12 protein-coding genes and 1 tRNA gene are annotated in these 16572 nt (G+C 66.7%); 6 read left to right on the forward strand and 7 right to left on the reverse strand.

The window, feature by feature from the left end; translation table 11 throughout:
* Positions 1–39: 39 nt before the first annotated feature.
* The 3 genes from B161_RS0106360 to fhuF all read right to left on the reverse strand — a co-directional run bounded on the left by B161_RS0106360 (position 40) and on the right by fhuF (position 3978).
* The gene (locus tag B161_RS0106360) at positions 40–2181 is read right to left on the reverse strand and encodes a TonB-dependent siderophore receptor (RefSeq protein ID WP_018632529.1); all 2142 of its coding nucleotides are present in this window, start codon (positions 2179–2181) and stop codon (positions 40–42) included.
* 145 nt (positions 2182–2326) lie between these two features.
* Positions 2327–3211, reverse strand: a complete 885-nt coding sequence (locus tag B161_RS0106365; RefSeq protein WP_018632530.1) for a helix-turn-helix domain-containing protein — start codon at positions 3209–3211, stop codon at positions 2327–2329.
* Complete coding sequence (gene fhuF, locus B161_RS17075) at positions 3208–3978, reverse strand: siderophore-iron reductase FhuF (protein WP_018632531.1); 771 nt, start codon at positions 3976–3978, stop codon at positions 3208–3210. The genes B161_RS0106365 and fhuF overlap by 4 nt, the downstream gene beginning before the upstream one ends.
* Positions 3979–4398: 420 nt before the next feature.
* On the opposite strand from fhuF, the gene B161_RS20180 reads away from it, so the two are divergent.
* The 4 genes from B161_RS20180 (at position 4399) to B161_RS0106390 (ending at position 11712) form a co-directional block, all read left to right on the forward strand.
* Complete coding sequence (locus B161_RS20180; protein WP_018632532.1) at positions 4399–6756, forward strand: calcium-binding protein; 2358 nt, start codon at positions 4399–4401, stop codon at positions 6754–6756.
* 338 nt (positions 6757–7094) lie between these two features.
* Positions 7095–9317 (forward strand): TonB-dependent siderophore receptor, encoded by a 2223-nt coding sequence (locus B161_RS0106380; RefSeq protein WP_018632533.1) that lies wholly within the window; start codon positions 7095–7097, stop codon positions 9315–9317.
* Positions 9318–9604: 287 nt separating this feature from the next.
* Complete coding sequence (locus B161_RS0106385) at positions 9605–10327, forward strand: outer membrane protein (RefSeq protein ID WP_018632534.1); 723 nt, start codon at positions 9605–9607, stop codon at positions 10325–10327.
* Between the two features lie 116 nt (positions 10328–10443).
* On the forward strand, positions 10444–11712 hold the full coding sequence (locus tag B161_RS0106390) for a glycerate kinase type-2 family protein (RefSeq protein ID WP_026310240.1): 1269 nt from the start codon (positions 10444–10446) through the stop codon (positions 11710–11712).
* A gap of 3 nt (positions 11713–11715) precedes the next feature.
* Here the strand turns inward: B161_RS0106390 and B161_RS0106395 are convergent, their stop codons facing one another.
* Positions 11716–12567 carry a class I SAM-dependent methyltransferase gene (locus B161_RS0106395; RefSeq protein WP_018632536.1) on the reverse strand — a complete coding sequence of 284 codons (852 nt, stop codon included), beginning with the start codon at positions 12565–12567 and terminating at the stop codon, positions 11716–11718.
* A 1-nt stretch (position 12568) separates the two neighbouring features.
* Positions 12569–13882, reverse strand: a complete 1314-nt coding sequence (locus B161_RS0106400) for a metallophosphoesterase family protein (RefSeq protein WP_018632537.1) — start codon at positions 13880–13882, stop codon at positions 12569–12571.
* 248 nt (positions 13883–14130) lie between these two features.
* Between B161_RS0106400 and B161_RS17085 the strand changes: the two genes are divergently transcribed.
* A complete protein-coding gene (locus B161_RS17085) occupies positions 14131–14916 on the forward strand; it encodes a methyltransferase domain-containing protein (RefSeq protein ID WP_040789460.1) in 786 nt (261 codons plus the stop codon).
* A gap of 48 nt (positions 14917–14964) precedes the next feature.
* Here the strand turns inward: B161_RS17085 and B161_RS0106410 are convergent.
* Together B161_RS0106410 and B161_RS0106415 are read right to left on the reverse strand one after the other, a co-directional pair.
* Positions 14965–15040, reverse strand: a tRNA-Ile gene (locus B161_RS0106410).
* Positions 15041–15086: 46 nt separating this feature from the next.
* Entirely contained in the window at positions 15087–15563 is a 477-nt protein-coding gene (locus B161_RS0106415; RefSeq protein ID WP_018632539.1) for a hypothetical protein, read from the reverse strand.
* A gap of 281 nt (positions 15564–15844) precedes the next feature.
* Here B161_RS0106415 and B161_RS0106420 point away from each other — a divergent pair, with 281 nt between their 5' ends.
* Positions 15845–16489 carry a (d)CMP kinase gene (locus B161_RS0106420; RefSeq protein WP_018632540.1) on the forward strand — a complete coding sequence of 215 codons (645 nt, stop codon included), beginning with the start codon at positions 15845–15847 and terminating at the stop codon, positions 16487–16489.
* The last annotated feature ends 83 nt before the right edge of the window (positions 16490–16572 follow it).

The following is a 16572-nucleotide window of genomic DNA, read 5'->3' on the forward strand; positions in this document are numbered from 1 at the left end:
GCTTCGCGCTCCCGGAGGCCAAGGTCAAGAGGCGTCTGGTCAAAAGCTCTTGCGCAGGCTGAGGCTGGCCGTGCGTCCGGCGCCGTAATAGCACCAGTAAGCGGTCTGGCAGCTGGCGACGTAATCCTCGTCGGTCACGTTCTCCACCGCGAGATTGGCCTCCCAATCCTCGCCGAAGCGATAGGTCGCCCCGAGATCCAGCAGAGTGCGGCCCTTGACCTTCAGGGTGTTCTCATTATCGGCCCAGCTGTCGCCGACCCAGCGGACCGCGCCGGTCAGAGTCAGGTCGGGCATGGGCTCGGGCGTCCAGCTGACCTGCAGCGAGGCGGTTTTCTCCGGGATGGAATAGGGCGTCTTGCCGATCAGGGCGGCGTTCGCGTCGTCGCGGATCTCGACGTCCATCAGCGTGAGCGCGCCGCGCAGCGCCAGACCATGGCCGAGCTTCCCTTGCGCCTCCAGCTCGATTCCGCGCGAACGGACCTCGCCGAGCTGGTTATAGGTTCCCGCGGTCACCGATTGCGTGATGTCCTCGCGCTTGAGGTCGTAGGCCGAGAGGGTCACGAGCAGATCGTCGTTGGGGGCCCATTTCAGGCCGCCTTCGAACTGGCGTCCGGTCTCAGGCGGGAATTCGGTTCCGGTGGCGTCGGCTTTGATCTCGGGATTGAAATAGGTCGAGGCCGAGGCGTAGGCGGTCAGGCCGCCCGGAAGCTCCTTGGCCAGACCGACCCGCCAGCTGAATTCGCCGTCCGTGCGGTCATAGCCCGGCGCCGGGCCGCCCCAGGCGGCGTAATTGGTCCCCACGTCGGTCTTGACCCGGTCGTAGCGCAGGTTCCCCGTGCCGATCCAGCCGTCGCCGAATCGGATCTGATCCTGAACATAGAAGCCGACCTGAGTCTGAGACATCTTCTGATCGATATAGGGCGAGGCGGCGGGCTGAGCCGCCCCATAGACCGGATTCGCGAAGCTCAGCGGCGTTCCCACGGCGCTGGACTGCACCTGATCCATGGCGAAATATTTCACGTCGACGCCGAGCATCAGCCGATGATTGGTCCCGGCGACGTCAAGCTCGCGCTCCAGCCGGGCGTCGTTGAGCAGGGTCTTGGCCTCGGTGGAGTGGTCGAAGACGAGGCGCGACATGGTCCCGACGGCGTCTTGCGGCGTGGTCGAGAAGCCGGAGTAGCCATAGGCGTAGACGGAATCCTCCTCCACCTTCGACCAGGCGGCGCGGGCGGTGTTGGTGAACTCCCAATCGCCGATGGGCCGATTCCAGACCAGACGCGCGGCGATCTGATCGCGCTCATAGCGGTCATGCTTCGGCTCGCCGGTGTTGAACTCGCGGGAGATGAAGCCGAAGGGCGCGGCCACGACGGTTCCCTCATAGGGCAGCCAGGACGAACCCACATGGGTCTCGTCGATCTTCATAAGATCGAGGCCCAGCGTCAGAGAGCCGCCGCCGCTCAATTCGCGCCGCATCGACCCCGATCCCACTCCATGAAAGCCCGCGTCGAAGGCGCCGTTTCCGTCCACCCGCTCCAGCTTGCCGAGGATGCGATAATCCGTGACGTCGGAGAAACGGCCCTGATGATCGGCGGAGGCCCAGACCCGGCCATGCTCGTCGGCGCCGACCTCCAGATCGGTTCCCGGCTCTCCGGTGGGCGTCTTGCTGGCGTAATTCACGAGGCCGCCCGGATTCGACCCGCCGTACAGCGCCGAAGAGGGGCCTTTCAGCACCTCGATCCGCTCGACCATGAAGGGATCGACGTAGAAGCCGCCGAAGCCATAGGCGAAATTCGGCAGGCCGTCCTGATAGCTGCCCGTGGCGGTGGCGGCGAAGCCGCGGATGAAGATCCAATTGGTGTCGCTGTCATAGCCGTAGGGCTGGCCCAGCACGCCCGCGCTGAAGGCCAGAGCCCCGTCGAGCTTATTCGCGTTGGCCGTCTTCAGATCCTGCGCGGAGATCACGCTGACCGACTGCGGAATCTCGGTGACGAGCGCGGCGGTCTTGGAGCCGGTGAGCGTTTCGGGATCGGCGCTGCGGACGGGGCCTGCGGGATCGGCGCGGCCTTCGAGAGTGATTTCCTCAAGATAGATCGTCCCCGCCTCCTGCGCGAGAAGGGGCCCGGTCAGAAAAGCCTGACAGGTCAGCAGGGCGGTGGTCATGGAGAGGCGGAAGCGGGTCATCGGCGGATCCTGATGCGAAGCGTCTCAGCCCTCTGGCGAACGGGGCGGCGAACGGAATCGAGGCGGTTCGCGCCATATGTTCGCCTGAGGCGGTGAAAATCTTGACGGATTCTGTCGTGAATTGTCGGATCCTACGGAAAAGAACTCAGGCGCGGGTCTCGTCGCGGCGCCATGCGCCGGGAGTCCGGCCGGTCTGAGCGCGGAAGGCCCGCGTCAGATGGGCCTGATCGGCGAATCCCGTCAGCGCCGCCGCCTCCGCGAGGCTCAGGGCGGGATCGCGCAAAGCCTCCTGCGCCCGCTCGACGCGCAGCCGCAGCCGCCATTGCAGAGGCGTCTCTCCGGTGGCCTGCTTGAAGGCGTGGGCGAACCAGCTTTCAGAGAGCCCCGCCAGTTGGGCCAGTTCGGCGGTGGCCACGCGGCGATGAAGATTTTGCGCCATATGCGCCCTCAGCCGCCGCAATTGCGCCGCCGTCAACCCGCCCTGAGCCGCGGTCTCGGCGGGCGAGGCCATGAGCGCCGCGAGAATCGCCTGAACGAGGCTCTCTGGGAAAAGATCATGCTGGACGGGCTGCGCCACCTCCGCTGCGAGCAGCCGCGCCAGAGATTCGACCGGGGCGGATTCGTCCTGCATGGAGGGGCGCCGCACCGCTTCGGCCGCCGCCGCCGGGCCGAGGCTCCGGGCGAGCCGCCTTTCAAGGGCGCGGGCGTCGAAATGCAGGTCGAGATGGCTGAAGCGGCAATCCTCCGCCAGCCGCGACCAGAGCGGCATCCCCGCCGGAACGTAGATGATGCGCGCATGAGGCCCCGCGCGGTCGAATCCGTCGGGGCGGTCGGCGAAGCGCATGCTTTTGCTCACGTCGTCGAAGAAGACCACCAGACGCGGATCCGGCGAGAGATAATAGCCGCCGCCGCCCGCGCGGCCCTCTGCGTGCCAGAGATCCGCGACGATTCCGTCGAGCGCCCGCCATTTCAGCGGCAGACGCGCGCTGACTCCGTCGATGATGGCGGTCATGCGCGGGCGAAAGGTCATGCGGCCCTCCGGCCTTGGGCGGCGATCTTGGGACAGAGCCCGCCGCAATCCGCCGCGCAGGCCAGCCGATAGCGCAGACAGCATGTCTTGCGGCGCCGGGTCTCCGCGGAGGGCTGGCCTCCGCCGTAATGAATGGCCCCGGCGAGAGGATTGCGCCGCCCGTCCGGCAGAAGGGGGCGTTCGAGGAAATCCCGGGCCTCTTCGACGAGGCCGGGGTCTGCGCGGCCCTCCGCCGCCATCCAGCCGACGAGCCATTCGAGATAATGCGCGGCGTTGCCCCAGAGCACTCGCTCCGCCAGAGGCCCCGCCTGCGCGAAAGCCGCGACCGCCGGGCGCAGATGATCTTCGAGCAAGCCGTCGAGCAGTCCCCGGCCCGGCTTGGCCCAGAGTTCGGTCCCGATGCGGAAGGCGGCGGGCATGGCTTCGGCGTTCGGCGCGAAAGCGCAGGCCGTCAGAGGCGCCGAGACGGCTCGCCCGGTCAGCAGGGCGCAGGCCGCCACGGGCAGGCAGAGGCTTCCGAAGTAATATTGCGACCAGAAGGAAAGCTTGGCCGCCCGGACTTCGTCGGGCGCCAGACAGGGCGCGAAGAGGGCTTCAAAACGCGTCGGATCCAGAAGATCCGCACAGGGCGGCGTTCGCCGCGCGTCTTCGGGCGCGACGACCATCTCGCCGATCCATGCGGGCAGGTCGGCCAGAATCCGGCGCATCTCCTGTGAAGTGGCGTCGTCCTGCGTCGTCAAGGCCCAAGGCTCCATCGAGATCGCCAATCGACGCCGCTCCTCCGAGGCGACGCTTCTAATTCCTACAAAAACAATCGGAAAATATCAACTCTTCTCGCGCCGCCCCGAAACCGCGATCCGGCGAGGCTGGAGCGGCCATGCGGATCGATCGCGCGACTGTGCAAGGCCAATGAGGTCGAGAGCCCTCGACCCCCGATCACGGAGGCTTCCATGAGGAAAAACCGCATCGCGAGGCTCTCGGGCGGGCTCAAGGAGAGGGCCGGACGCAGACTTGATTATTGGGGGCGTTTCCCGTCAGATGCTCGCTTGAGGCGTGGCGGCTCCGTGAAGCTCCGCCTGACCGGAAGGTCGGCGTCGGGCGCGACGACATGGTCTTGAGGCCCCCCTTTTTCGCAAAGAGAAGAGGGCGATCATCCCCGGAATTCTGAAGGCGAGAGGACGACGACTATGCCGACTGAAGGCGAAGAGGGCGACGGCGTGATTTACGGCACTTCTGGAAGCGACGAAATCCATGGCGGCGAGGGCGACGACGAAATTCGCGGCCTCGGGGGTCATGACAGGCTTTATGGAGAGGGCGGCGACGACAGGCTCTATGGAGAAGACGGCGACGATCTGCTGGACGGCGGCGAAGGCGCCGACATCCTGAGAGGCGGTCGGGGGCTGGACATTCTGGATGGCGGGGCCGACGACGATTATCTCTATGGAGACCTCGAAGCGGACATTCTCCGGGGCGGCGCGGGACGCGACGGCCTCTATGGCGGTGAAGGCGACGATTATCTGGATGGAGGGGAGGACGGCGATTATCTGGCGGGCGGCGCCGGAGAGGACGAAATCCACGGCGGCGATGGGGAGGACATCCTTCTCGGCGAGGCCGGAGACGATCGACTTTATGGCGGCGGCGATTATGATTTGATCGTCGGCGGAGAGGGGAACGACCGGCTCTATGGCGGGGAGGGCGACGACACGCTCGTCGGAGAGGGAGGCGACGATCTCCTCGTCGGCGGCGCGGGGAGGGACCAACTCGACGGCGGCGCGGGCGTGGACCGCGCCTCCTACGCCGATGCGGCGGCCGGAGTGACCGCAGATCTCGCAACCTCCTCCGCCAACGCCGGAGAGGCGCAGGGCGACCGCTATATCCTCATCGAGGATTTGGAGGGCTCGCGGTTCAACGATAATCTGCGCGGCGACGAGGGCGTCAACCGGATCTGGGGCGGCGACGGCGGCGACGTCATTCGCGGACGCGGCGGAAACGACGAGCTTTATGGTCAAATCGGCGCCGACATCCTCAGCGGCGGCGCGGGCGCCGACCTCCTCGACGGCGGCGAAGGCGTCGACCGCGCCTCCTACGCCGAATCCGCCACGGGCCTGACCGTGGATCTCGCCGACGCCGCCGCCAACACCGGCGAGGCCGCCGGAGACACCTTCGTCTCCATCGAGAATCTGCAGGGCTCGCAAAAGGCCGACAACCTGCGCGGCGACGAGGGCGCCAACGTCATCTGGGGCGAAGGCGGGAACGACGTCATCCGCGGGCGCGGCGGAAACGACAAGCTTTACGGCCAAGGCGGCAACGACATTCTCAGCGGCGGGCTCGGCGCCGATCTCCTCGACGGCGGCGCGGGAACCGACCGCGTCTCCTACGCCGAATCCGCCACGGGCCTGACCGTGGATCTCGCCAACGCCCGCGTCAACACCGGCGAGGCCGCCGGAGACACCTTCGTCTCCATCGAGAATCTGCAAGGCTCGCAAAAGGCCGATAATCTGCGCGGCGACGAGGGCGCCAACGTCATCTGGGGCGAGGGCGGCGGCGACGTCATCCGCGGACGCGGCGGCGACGACAAGCTGTATGGCCAATCCGGCAACGACATCCTCAGCGGCGGCGCGGGCGCCGACCTCCTCGACGGGGGCGCGGGAACCGACCGCGCTTCCTACGCCGAATCCGCCACGGGCCTGACCGTGGATCTCGCGAACGCCCGCGCCAACACCGGCGAGGCCGCCGGAGATTCCTTCGTCTCCATCGAGAATCTGCAAGGCTCGCAGCACGCCGACGTTCTGCGCGGCGATTCAGGCGCCAACGTCATTTGGGGCGAAGGCGGCGACGACGTCATCTCCGGCGGCGGGGGCGGGGACCGCCTCTATGGCGGCGGCGGGAACGACCATCTGACGGGCGGCGCGGGCGCCGATCTCTTCGACGGCGGCGCAGGCGTGGATCTGGTCTCTTATCTCGAAGCGTCCGCCGGCGTGACGGTGGATCTGGCCAACGCCGCCGCCAACAGCGGCGAGGCCCAAGGCGACAGCCATATCTCCATCGAGAGCGTGCAGGGAACTTGGTTTGACGACGATCTTTCCGGCGGCGGCGACGGCGACGTGCTGTGGGGCATGAGCGGCGACGACGTGCTTTTAGGTCGCGGCGGCGCCGACTGGCTCTCCGGAGACGACGGAGACGACGTCATCGAGGGCGGGGCGGGACTGGATACGCTCGTGGGCGGGGCCGGCTCCGACGTCTTCGTCTTCCGCAGCGCTTCAGAAACCGGATCTACGGTTGGGGGCGCCGATTCCATCCTGGACTTCACACGCGGCGAGGATCTCATCGATCTGTCCTGGTTCGACGCCAATCCCGCCGCCTCCGGCCGCCAGAGCTTCACCGGCCTGATCGCGGCTAATGCGAGCTTCACGGCGGCGGGACAATTGCGCTTCGACGCCGCCGCCAACACGCTCTTCGGCAATACGGACGCCGACGCCGACGCCGAATTCGCCATTCGGCTGGATGGCGTCGCGGCGCTGAACGACGGCGATTTCCTCTTCTGAGCGGAGAAGGGGCGATCAAGACGGACTCGGAGGCCGCGCCCGCGCATGGCGGTCTCCGGGTCCGCCGCCGCCTCATCGCCACGAGCAAGGCTTTCCTGCCGCGCCGCAACCGGAAAGGCGAGGCTCGGCCGTAAAATTACTTGAGAAAAAGAGTCGGAATCCATAGAAGCTGCTTGAACGCTCTTCCGCCAGCCTTTCTTCATCGGCCGCGCCGTCGTCTCCGACGCTCCCACGAAGCCTGAGCAAGCCCTCGGAGCTTCGTGGAGAAACCAGCCTCGCCGCGGACGAAAGCCGCGAGGCCTTGAAGCTCGTCCGCCCGACGAGTCCGGAGCCGCGCCATGATCCAGATTCCGACCCCCGCCCAAGGAGTCCTCAATCCTGCGCGGAGAACCCGCGCGCTTCGGGGAGCTTTGGCGCGCGGCTGCGCGCTTTGCGCCGTGATGGCTGCTTCTCCGGTCTGGTCGCAGGAGCCGCCTCCGTCGCCTGAGGAGAACGCGCTCCTGCTGGAGGCCATCTTCCTTCAGGGCTCCGCCTATGAGACCGAGCAAAGCCCCTCCTACGCCGCCGATCTCCTCAGCGTCGGCGACAAGGACACGCGCTATCCCCGCGAGATTCCACAATCCACCACGGTTCTGACTCATCAGCGCCTTGAGGACGGCGGCTTCACCTCGCTGGATTCCGCCATGCGCAAGACTCCGGGCGTCATGCCGCTGGTCAACGACGACGGCCGCTCTTCGATCTATTCGCGCGGCTTCGAATTCGACGCCTTTTCGATGAACGGCCTCGCGACGCCTTTGTCGAGCCTTTACGGCCTCCAGCCGGATATGGTGGTGGTGGATCACGTCGAGATCCTGCGCGGCCCTGCGGGGCTTTTCGCGGGCAGCGGCGAGCCCGCCGGCGCGATCAACATGCGCCTCAAGCAGCCGACCGACGAATTTCAGCTGAAGTTCAGCGGCCTCGTCGGCTCATGGGACAATCGCCGCGTCGAGGGCGACGTGGGCGGCCCGCTGAACTCCTCAGGGACGATCCGGGGGCGCCTGATCGGCGCCTATGGCGCGCGCGACAGCTGGGTTGACCATCTCGATAATAAGGTGGGCGTCCTCTACGGCGTGATTCAGGCCGACGTGACGCCGGACGCCACCGCGACTTTGTCGATCCATCGCCGCGTCCGCGACATCACTCCGAGCAACGGCCTGCCGACCTACGCCGACGGGACTCTGATGGATCTGCCCGTCTCGACCTTCACCGGCGCCGACTGGAATTACTTCGATAATCGCGTGACGGATTACATGGCCGAGGTCGAGCATAAATTCGAGGACGGCGGCCACGCCAAGGTTTCGGGCGTCTACACCAAGGCCGACGCCGACATGCAATACGCCTTCACGGGAACGGCGGCCTCCGCGACGGGCGAGGTGACGCGTCTGGGCTGGCTGGCGCGCGATTACGATCAGACCTCGATGGCTCTGGACGCCCATGTCAGCAAGCCTTTCGATCTTTTCGGTCTGGAGCAGAATCTGATCCTCGGCGCGGATTACCGCTCCAACGAGACGACCATCCTCAATCAGCAGGGCCAGATCGCGGGCTCCTTCAATCTCTGGAGCTGGGACGCCGCCATTCCGCGCCCTGCGGTCTCCTACGTCACCCGCGCCGAAGCCGACGCCGATCAATATGGCGTTTACGGCCAATGGCGCGTGAAGCCGCGTCAGGATCTGACGGCCATCCTCGGCGGACGCCTGAGCTGGTACGACAATGAGGGAAGCACGGTCCAACTGGCCACGGGCGCCGTCTCGGCGCAGAACCACGAGAAGATCAGCGCGGAGTTCACGCCTTATCTGGGCGCGATCTGGGATTTCCACGACCGCGCTTCGCTCTACGGCAGCTTCACCGAGATCTTTCAGCCTCAGACCGACCTCACCGCCTCCGGCGACACGCTCAAGCCGCGCACAGGGAGCCAATATGAGATCGGCGTGAAGGCCGAACCTCTCGACGGCGTGAACGCCACTTTGGCCTATTTCCATATTCAGGACCGCAACCGGGCGGTGCGCGACCCTCTGGCGGTGGGCTCGACGGCCGCCGCGGCTCTGGGAGAGGCGACTCAGCGCGGCGTCGAATTCGAGATTTCGGGCGCCGTGACCGACAGGCTCCAGCTTTCGGCGGGCTACACCTACACCGACAGCAGCTACGCCGACACCGAACGCCCGACCTCGAATATTCTGGAATATCACGCGCCGCATCACATGGCGCAGCTTTGGGCGAAATACAGCTTCGACGAAAGAGACGGCTGGCTGGACGGCCTTTGGCTGGGCGGCGGCTTCCGGGCCTTCAGCGATTATTCGAGCCTCGTGCGCTTGGCGAACGGCTCTTCGACGCTGGTGCGCGCGCCGGGCTATATGGTGGCCGATCTGGCGGCGGGCTATCGGATCAACGAGGATTGGAATCTGACCCTGAACGTCAACAACGTCTTCGATAAGAAATATTACGAACGCGCCCATGGCCCGACCACCTTCAATTTCTACGGCGAGCCGCGCAACGTCCAGCTTCGCGTGAACGCCGAGTTCTGAGCCGCTATGAGATCGGCCAAATTCATCGGCTCCATCTTGAATTTCTCCTGAGCGCTCAGGAGCATGGAAGCTCTGCCCGCCTCCCGCCTCCCGCCTCCCGCCTCCCGCCGACGTCGAGTCGGCGGGAGGTTTTTTTCGCTCCGGCGCGACGCCTTATCGGTCGAGTCAGGATCGGGGGAATATTATTTATGGTATATATTGATCGCCGTATTCTCCTTTTACGTTTTCTTGTCGCCTGTCCTCTAAAACCTCCGCATATATCGAGGCCGTCGCTTGCGGAGACCAATATGAGAGCGCTTTTCCTCGCCTGTCCTCTGGCGATCCTGACCATGAGCGAAGCTTTGGCCGGAGGCGCCGCCGGTTGGAGCGGCTCCAGAACGATCTGGACGGGCCCTTATATCGGCGCTCAGGCGGGCTATGCGCACGCCGAACTCGACGAACGCGTCCGCTTCTCCGCTGCGGATCGCCAGGAGCTCGAACTCTCCACGGGAGCCAACGCCGTCTACAACGTCTCCCGCGATTTCGGAAACGTGAGCGGCGGATTCTACCTCGGCTATATGAAGCAGCTGGACAGCGGCCTCGTGGCCGGCCTTGAGGCGGATCTGAACGTGACGAACCTGCGCCGCACCGGTCATGAGCTTCCGGTTTATCTCGGCGGCGAAGAGACGGATCTGGCCGCGAGCGTCTACGACCGGATCAAATGGACCGGCGGTCTGCGCGGCCGCCTCGGCTACGCCGCAGGGAATCTGCAGCCCTTCGTCTCCGGCGGCGTGGGCGTCGCGAAATATCGCTCGGAGACGCCTTATGGCGCGAATAAGAAGCTCTATGGGTGGAGCCTCGGCGCGGGCCTCGAATACGCCGTGACGGAGCGTCTGATCGCCCGCATGGAATATCGCTACTCCGATTACGGCGACGTGGAGGAGTGGAAAGGCCCCTCGACCGACCAGAGGAAAGAGACCACCGACGTCTCCATCCATGATCTGCGGGTCGGCCTCGGCCTGAAGTTCTGACCTTTCCGGCTTTTTCGAAATAGGGGGCGCGCTTGATCTCGGCGGATCAGGCGCGCCTTTTCTTTCTTTTGCGCGGCGGGCATGATCGGGCTCTCTTTCCTTCAGGAGCCGCCTTGATGGAGCCGCAGGACCGCGCTTTTCTGACTCGCCTCTTTCAGGCCGCCGTGAAGGCCGTCGATCCCGAATCCGCCTTGCGCGCCGCTCTGCCTGAGCCGCCGAAAGGACGAACCGTGGTCGTGGGAGCGGGGAAGGGGGCCGCGCAGCTCGCGGCGGCCTGCGAAAAGCTCTGGCCGGGGCCTTTGGAGGGCGTGGCGGTCACGCGCCATGGCGGCGGCGTCGAGCCGCCCTTGCGGCGCATCCGGGTTCTGGAGGCCGCCCATCCCACGCCCGACGCGGCGGGTCTGGAGGCTTCGCGGGCGCTGAAGGCGGCGGTCTCCGGCCTGACCGGGCAAGATCTCGTCCTCGCGCTGATCTGCGGCGGAGGCTCGGCGTTGCTGCCCGATCCGCCTGAAGGGCTGACCCTTGAGGATGAAATCGCGCTGAACAAGGCGCTGCTCGCCTCCGGCGCGCCGATTTCGGTCATGAACGCCCTCCGCAAGCAGTTCAGCGCGATCAAGGGCGGGCGTCTGGCTTTGGCGGCCTATCCGGCGCGGGTGGTCTCGCTGGTGGTCTCCGACGTCCCCGGCGACGACCCGGCGCAAGTCGCCTCCGGCCCCACCATCCCCGACCGGACCACCCGCGCCGAGGCCCGCGCTTTGGCGGAGATCTGGCGCATCGCGCTTCCGCCGAAGCTGGCGGCGCGTCTGGCCTCCGACGAGGATCTTGCGCCCGATCCCGAAGATCCGCGTTTCGCCCGCAACGAAGTCCATGTGATCGCCTCCGCCCGCATCGCTCTGGAGGCCGCCGCCGCTCAGGCCGAAGCCGAGGGCGTGACGGCGGCGATCCTCTCCGACGCCCTCGAAGGCGAGGCCTGCGAGGCGGGACGCTTTCATGCGGCCCTCGCGCGCGAGATCGCCTTGCGGGACCGGCCCTTCGCAAAGCCCGTGGTCCTGCTCTCAGGCGGCGAAACCACCGTCACCCTCCGCGAGCCGGGCGGCAAAGGCGGGCGCAATAGCGAATTCGCCTTAGCTTTGGCTCTGGCGGGCGAGGGCCTGCCCTTCGCGGCTCTGGCGGCCGACACCGACGGGATCGACGGCTCCGAGGCGAATGCGGGCGTTTTTCTCGACGGCGCGAGCGCGGCGCGGCTGCGGGCCTTGGGCCTCGACGGGCGCAGCCTCTTGGCGCGCCATCATGCGTGGACGGCCTTCGAGGCTTTGGGCGACCTCTTCACGACCGGCCCGACCGGGGTGAACGTCAACGACCTCCGCGCGATTCTGATCCGCTAAACCTCAGCGGATTAGCGTCGCCCCGAAGGACCAGGCCAAAGGCAGGCGCTTCGTCCCTTCCGGCAATCGGTAAAGCCCGTCCTCGCCGCGGATCATCTGCGGGAAGAAGCGCCAGGCCAGAGCCTCATGCTCATGGAGGAAATCCAGCCGGAAGCCCGCCTTGAGCACGGCGCCCAGCACGCGCGAAACCGGATGCAGCCATTCATAGCAGAGCGGATTGGCGATTTTCGCGCTTGAGCCGTCATAGCTGGTTTCCTCGGCGGAGGAGATGGGCGTCTCGCGCGGCGTGCCATAGTCGAAGCCCACGCGCGGCTCCTGCGGCGAGGAGGCGCCGTCGAAGAGCATCAGCGTCGGGTGGCCGTCGATGAAGTACAGCCTGCCGCCCGGCTTCAGCACGCCCGCGACCGCCTGAGCCCAGAGGTCGAGATCGTCCAGCCAAGGGATCGCGCCCCAATTCACGAGAGCGAGGTCGAAGCCTCCGCCGAGCAGCGCGGGGGCGTCATAGACGCTCCCCTCGACGAAGCTCGCGCCCGAAAGCCCCGAGCGCCGCGCCAATTCTCGCGCATGGAGGATCGCGCGCGGCGAGAAATCCAAGCCGACCGCCTCCGCCGCCCCGAGATGCGCTAAAGCCAAAACGTCGGCGCCGATGTGGCATTGCAGATGCGCGGCGCGCAGGCCCCTGAGGTCGCCGATCTCCGCAAGCTCAATGGGCGTGAGCAGGACGTCGCCCCGCACCGCCGCTTCGACGCCGTAGAATCCGGTTTCGTCGCGGATATGGATGTCGGCGCGGTCGTCCCAGTTGCGCCGGTTGGCCGCGAACCATTCCACGCGGCCTTCGTCGGCTTTCGCGCTCATGTCAGAATCTTTCCTCGATGACGTAGAAGGTCTTGCGCTTCACGCTGATCATCTCGCCGCGCCAGCCCCCGGAGCTCAGAGCGATCCGCCAGACATGCCACATCTCCGGATCGGCCTCGGTGATTTCGCCCCAGACGGAGATGAAATCCGGCTGCTCTTCGGTCGGATGCCCGATTCCCGCGAGGAAGCGCGTCGAATCGTCGAGTCGGGATTTCAGCTCTCCCTTGGCCGGATTCAGCCCCGCCCGCGTCGCCGACCAAGGCCCGCCGCCGAATTGGCGGATTCCATTCCGATCGTCGCGGCGCCATTGCCGGGCGTTCTGGAGATAGGAGAGCGTCAAATCCGGATGGAAGGTCAGGCGCGGCGAGATCATTCCGGCGTGGACATGCCCCACCAGCACCCCGAGCACGTCCCGCGCCCGCTTTTGCAGGACCGGCCAAAGCGCGTCGCGCATCACCCCCGCCTGAGTCGGCGGATCGCGCATGCTGAAGCCCTGAAGCCGGAAGGCCGGGGTATGGCCCGCCACGAGGATCTTGCCGCTCCATGAACGCAATTGCGCCTCGACCCAAGGGATTTGGTCGATCATCGGGACGCTGTGGTCGGTGTTGAGCATGAGGATTTTGAGATCCTCGCCGACCCGCACCGCCATGACGCCGTCGGCGAAGCGATCCGGCTGGTTGTCCAGATAGCCGCAGGTCATGATCTGCTTGATCGGCCCGATCTTGCCGTCTCCGCCGGAGGAGGCGCTGGCCGTATCGGCCGTGTTGCGGGCCTCGTGATTGCCGATCCCGGCCAGAATGGGCACCATCGCGCCCTCGTGGCGATAGGCGTCCGAGACCCATTTCAGGAAGTTGAACCAGCGCTCGCCCATCATGGTGGTCCAGCGGCCGTCGTCGTTGATGTAGTCGCCGACGAGCAACAGCAGATCGGGCCGCCCGTCGGAGACGATTTCGCCGAAGCGGGCGATGCGTCCGCGCTCGTTCATGCCGCCCGCGTTCTGGAAGTCGCTCATGCCGTAGACCACGGGATCATGCAGCGGCGCGGTGCGGAAGCTTTCCTGACGGTCCGAGCCGGGCCACGTCAGTTCATAGACCGCGCCCGGCGGCATGCCTTGCACCAGCACGGTGTGGATGAACAGCGCCTCGACGCCCGGCCAGGGGCGGCTGTTGACGGAGGGCAGCCGGAGCCAGCCGCCGGACTCCGCATGGCGGCAGACGACGACGGCGTCCTCTTCTTGATTGGTCACCCAGGAGATCGCGCTCGTGGTGGCGGCGTCGGTCCAAGGCTCCACCCAGACCAAGGCGATTTCAAGCATGCCGCGCGCTCCCGTTCCGAGACGGCCCTGCGCAGGCCGACCGCCAGATTCCGCAGCGTTTTCGCGTCGATCCCCGGGATCGGCGGCTGAAAACGCGCCAAACCGAAGATATAGAGCGGTTTCGCCCGATCTGGGAAGGGTTTAGGAGAAGTTTGCAAAAGGCGGGGATCTTGGTCGTCCGCCGGGGCGTTGCTTTATGAGGTTTTCGGCGGCAGCCTGCGCGAAGGTCCGATCCTGTGGAGGAAATCATGGCCGCTTCTGTGTGGAATCCCGATCTCTACGCGGCTTTTCGCGGTCTGAGGCTGCGTCCCGCGCTGGATCTGCTGGCCCAGACGCCGGAGCCGCAAGCGGAGGGAGCCGTGGCGGATCTCGGCTGCGGCGACGGCGCCGTCGCGGGGGCGCTGAGGGCGCGTTTCCCGGATCGCCTCTTGATCGGCCTCGATTCAAGCCCCGAGATGCTCGCCAGAGCGCAGGGCTATGATCGGCTGGAGCAAGCCGACTTCACCTTATGGACGCCTGAGACGCCGCCCGCGCTGATCTTCTCCAATGCGGCGCTGCAATGGGCGCCGGATCATGCGGCGCTCTTGCCCCGGCTGGCGCGATTTCTGGCGCCGGGCGGAGTTCTCGCGGCGCAGATGCCGATGAATTTCATGGCGCCCTCGCATGTCCTTTTACGCCGAACGGCTGCGGAGCTGTTTCCGGGCCGCTTCCCTGACGAGCGCTCCGCGCCGCCGGTTCATCCGGCGCGGAGCTATGACGACTGGCTGTCGCCTCTGGGGCGGGTGGAGCTTTGGGAGACGGAGTATATGCAAAAGTTGGCTCCCGACGCGACGGCGCATCCGGTGCGCCGCTTCGCCGAGGGGACGGCGATGCGGCCCTATCTCGGGGCCTTGTCCGCAGAGGAGGGCGAGCGGCTGACCGCCGCTTACGACTCGGCGCTTGGGGAGGCTTATCCGCTGGCGCGGGACGGCGGCGCGCTGTTTCCCTTCCGCCGCCTGTTCATGGTTCTCCAGACCCCGGCCTCCGGCTCCTGAGCCGGGTCGTCGGAGGGGCGCGTTCCGCGCGTCGGGCGGTGGAGATCATGGTGGGTCCGGAGGGATTCGAACCCCCAGCCAAGCCGTTATGAGCGGCCTGCTCTAACCGTTGAGCTACGGACCCATCGCCCTGCGGATAGCTGAGAGAAACGCACGCGTCAACGATGCGTTCACGGCTTCTTCGCGTTCCAATGTTCATGCTCGCGGCGTTCGGTGGGCGTGGCCATGCCCGCCTCCACCATGGCCGCGCCGTAGTCGCGGCCGTCGGGCAGCCGGACCACCGCCGCGGGACGTCCGAATCCGCCGTCTTTCCCCGTCAGACAGAGCGCGCCGCCCCGGGCCAGCAGCTTGCGTCCGTAAGCCAGAGACTTCGCGCCCCATTCCGCTTCGCGCTGGGTGACCGTCGCGCCCGCCCGTCCCGCCGCGCCCGCCCGGGTCTCCGGAGCGTTGAGCGGCGTCTCGGCGCCGGTCAGCCGATAGGAGCGGCCCGACACCCGCGCGGAATCGCCGTCCGTGAGGTCGGCGGCCTGAATCCTCAGGCAAAGCGCCCCTCCCTCGATCTTGTCGCAAGAGGCGACGATTCCGGCGGCGGCGGCCATGGCCAAGGGAAAAGCGAAGAAGATCGCGACGGAAAGACGGTCGGGCATGGGCGGGCGGTCCTTGGAGGCTCGGAGTTCCGAAGCGGATAAGCGAAGCCGGGGGCGAAGGCGAGCCCGCAGGCGCAAGATCGAGGATTTCCGCAAAGCCCGCGGCTCGGGCGACGCCCGAAAGCCGCAGGGGCGGGGAGGAGGGCGGAAAATCTGGAGGGCGCCGCGCCGCAGGGCTGGACTTTCACGTCTTGTTTGGGTTTGAGTGCGCTCCGTCTCCGCTCCGGCGTTTTGAAGAGGATCTCGTCATTTCCGCCTCAAATTCTCCGCGAATCGTCGCCGTGGACGGCCCCGCCGCCTCCGGCAAGGGCAGTCTGGCGCGCCGGATGGCTCAAAAGCTCGGCTACGCCCATCTGGACACCGGCCTGATCTATCGCGCCGTGGGCGTGAAGCTGATCGAGGCGGGCGGCGACCTCGCGCGGGCGCCGGAGATCGCCGCCGCCCTCGCGCCCGAGGATCTGGCGCGCGCCGATCTGCGCAGCGCAGAAGCGGGGTCGGCGGCTTCGCGCGTGGCCGTGATTCCCGAAGTGCGCGCCGCTCTGCTGGATTGGCAGCGCCGTTTCGCCCATCGGCCGCCCTATGGCGCGGCGGGGGCGGTGCTCGACGGGCGCGACATCGGCACGGTGGTTTGTCCTGAGGCGCCGGCGAAGATCTTCGTCGTGGCGGACCCCATGGTGCGGGCGGAGCGCCGCTGGAGGGAGCTGCGCGAAACCGACCCCTCCGCCGATCTGAAGACCATCCTCGAAGATCTGCTGCTCCGCGACGCCCGCGACAGCGCCCGCGCCGCCGCGCCTTTGAAGCAAGCCGACGACGCGCTCTTGCTTGACACGACGAATCTGACTATAGACGAGGCCGTCGCGCAGGCGCTTTCCTTCGCCGCTCCCCGCCTCTCCGGAGGCCCGGAGGCTTCGGATCCCGTCGTCTGACGCTTCGCTCAACGCCTTCGTCGCGTCCGCCTCTCCGCCAGAACGGGGATTCGGGCGCATTGAGGCGTCCGTCAATTCCCAGA

The organism is Neomegalonema perideroedes DSM 15528 (assembly GCF_000374145.1).
Taxonomy (GTDB): Bacteria; Pseudomonadota; Alphaproteobacteria; order Rhodobacterales; family Rhodobacteraceae; genus Neomegalonema; species Neomegalonema perideroedes.

Coding starts and splice junctions, on each gene's coding strand:
- B161_RS0106360 (WP_018632529.1), bottom strand. CDS start 2,181: ATGACCCGCTTCCGCCTCTCCATGACCACCGCCCTGCTGACCTGTCAG.
- B161_RS0106365 (WP_018632530.1), bottom strand. CDS start 3,211: ATGACCTTTCGCCCGCGCATGACCGCCATCATCGACGGAGTCAGCGCG.
- B161_RS20180 (WP_018632532.1), top strand. CDS start 4,399: ATGCCGACTGAAGGCGAAGAGGGCGACGGCGTGATTTACGGCACTTCT.
- B161_RS0106380 (WP_018632533.1), top strand. CDS start 7,095: ATGATCCAGATTCCGACCCCCGCCCAAGGAGTCCTCAATCCTGCGCGG.
- B161_RS0106385 (WP_018632534.1), top strand. CDS start 9,605: ATGAGAGCGCTTTTCCTCGCCTGTCCTCTGGCGATCCTGACCATGAGC.
- B161_RS0106390 (WP_026310240.1), top strand. CDS start 10,444: ATGGAGCCGCAGGACCGCGCTTTTCTGACTCGCCTCTTTCAGGCCGCC.
- B161_RS0106395 (WP_018632536.1), bottom strand. CDS start 12,567: ATGAGCGCGAAAGCCGACGAAGGCCGCGTGGAATGGTTCGCGGCCAAC.
- B161_RS0106400 (WP_018632537.1), bottom strand. CDS start 13,882: ATGCTTGAAATCGCCTTGGTCTGGGTGGAGCCTTGGACCGACGCCGCC.
- B161_RS17085 (WP_040789460.1), top strand. CDS start 14,131: ATGGCCGCTTCTGTGTGGAATCCCGATCTCTACGCGGCTTTTCGCGGT.
- B161_RS0106415 (WP_018632539.1), bottom strand. CDS start 15,563: ATGCCCGACCGTCTTTCCGTCGCGATCTTCTTCGCTTTTCCCTTGGCC.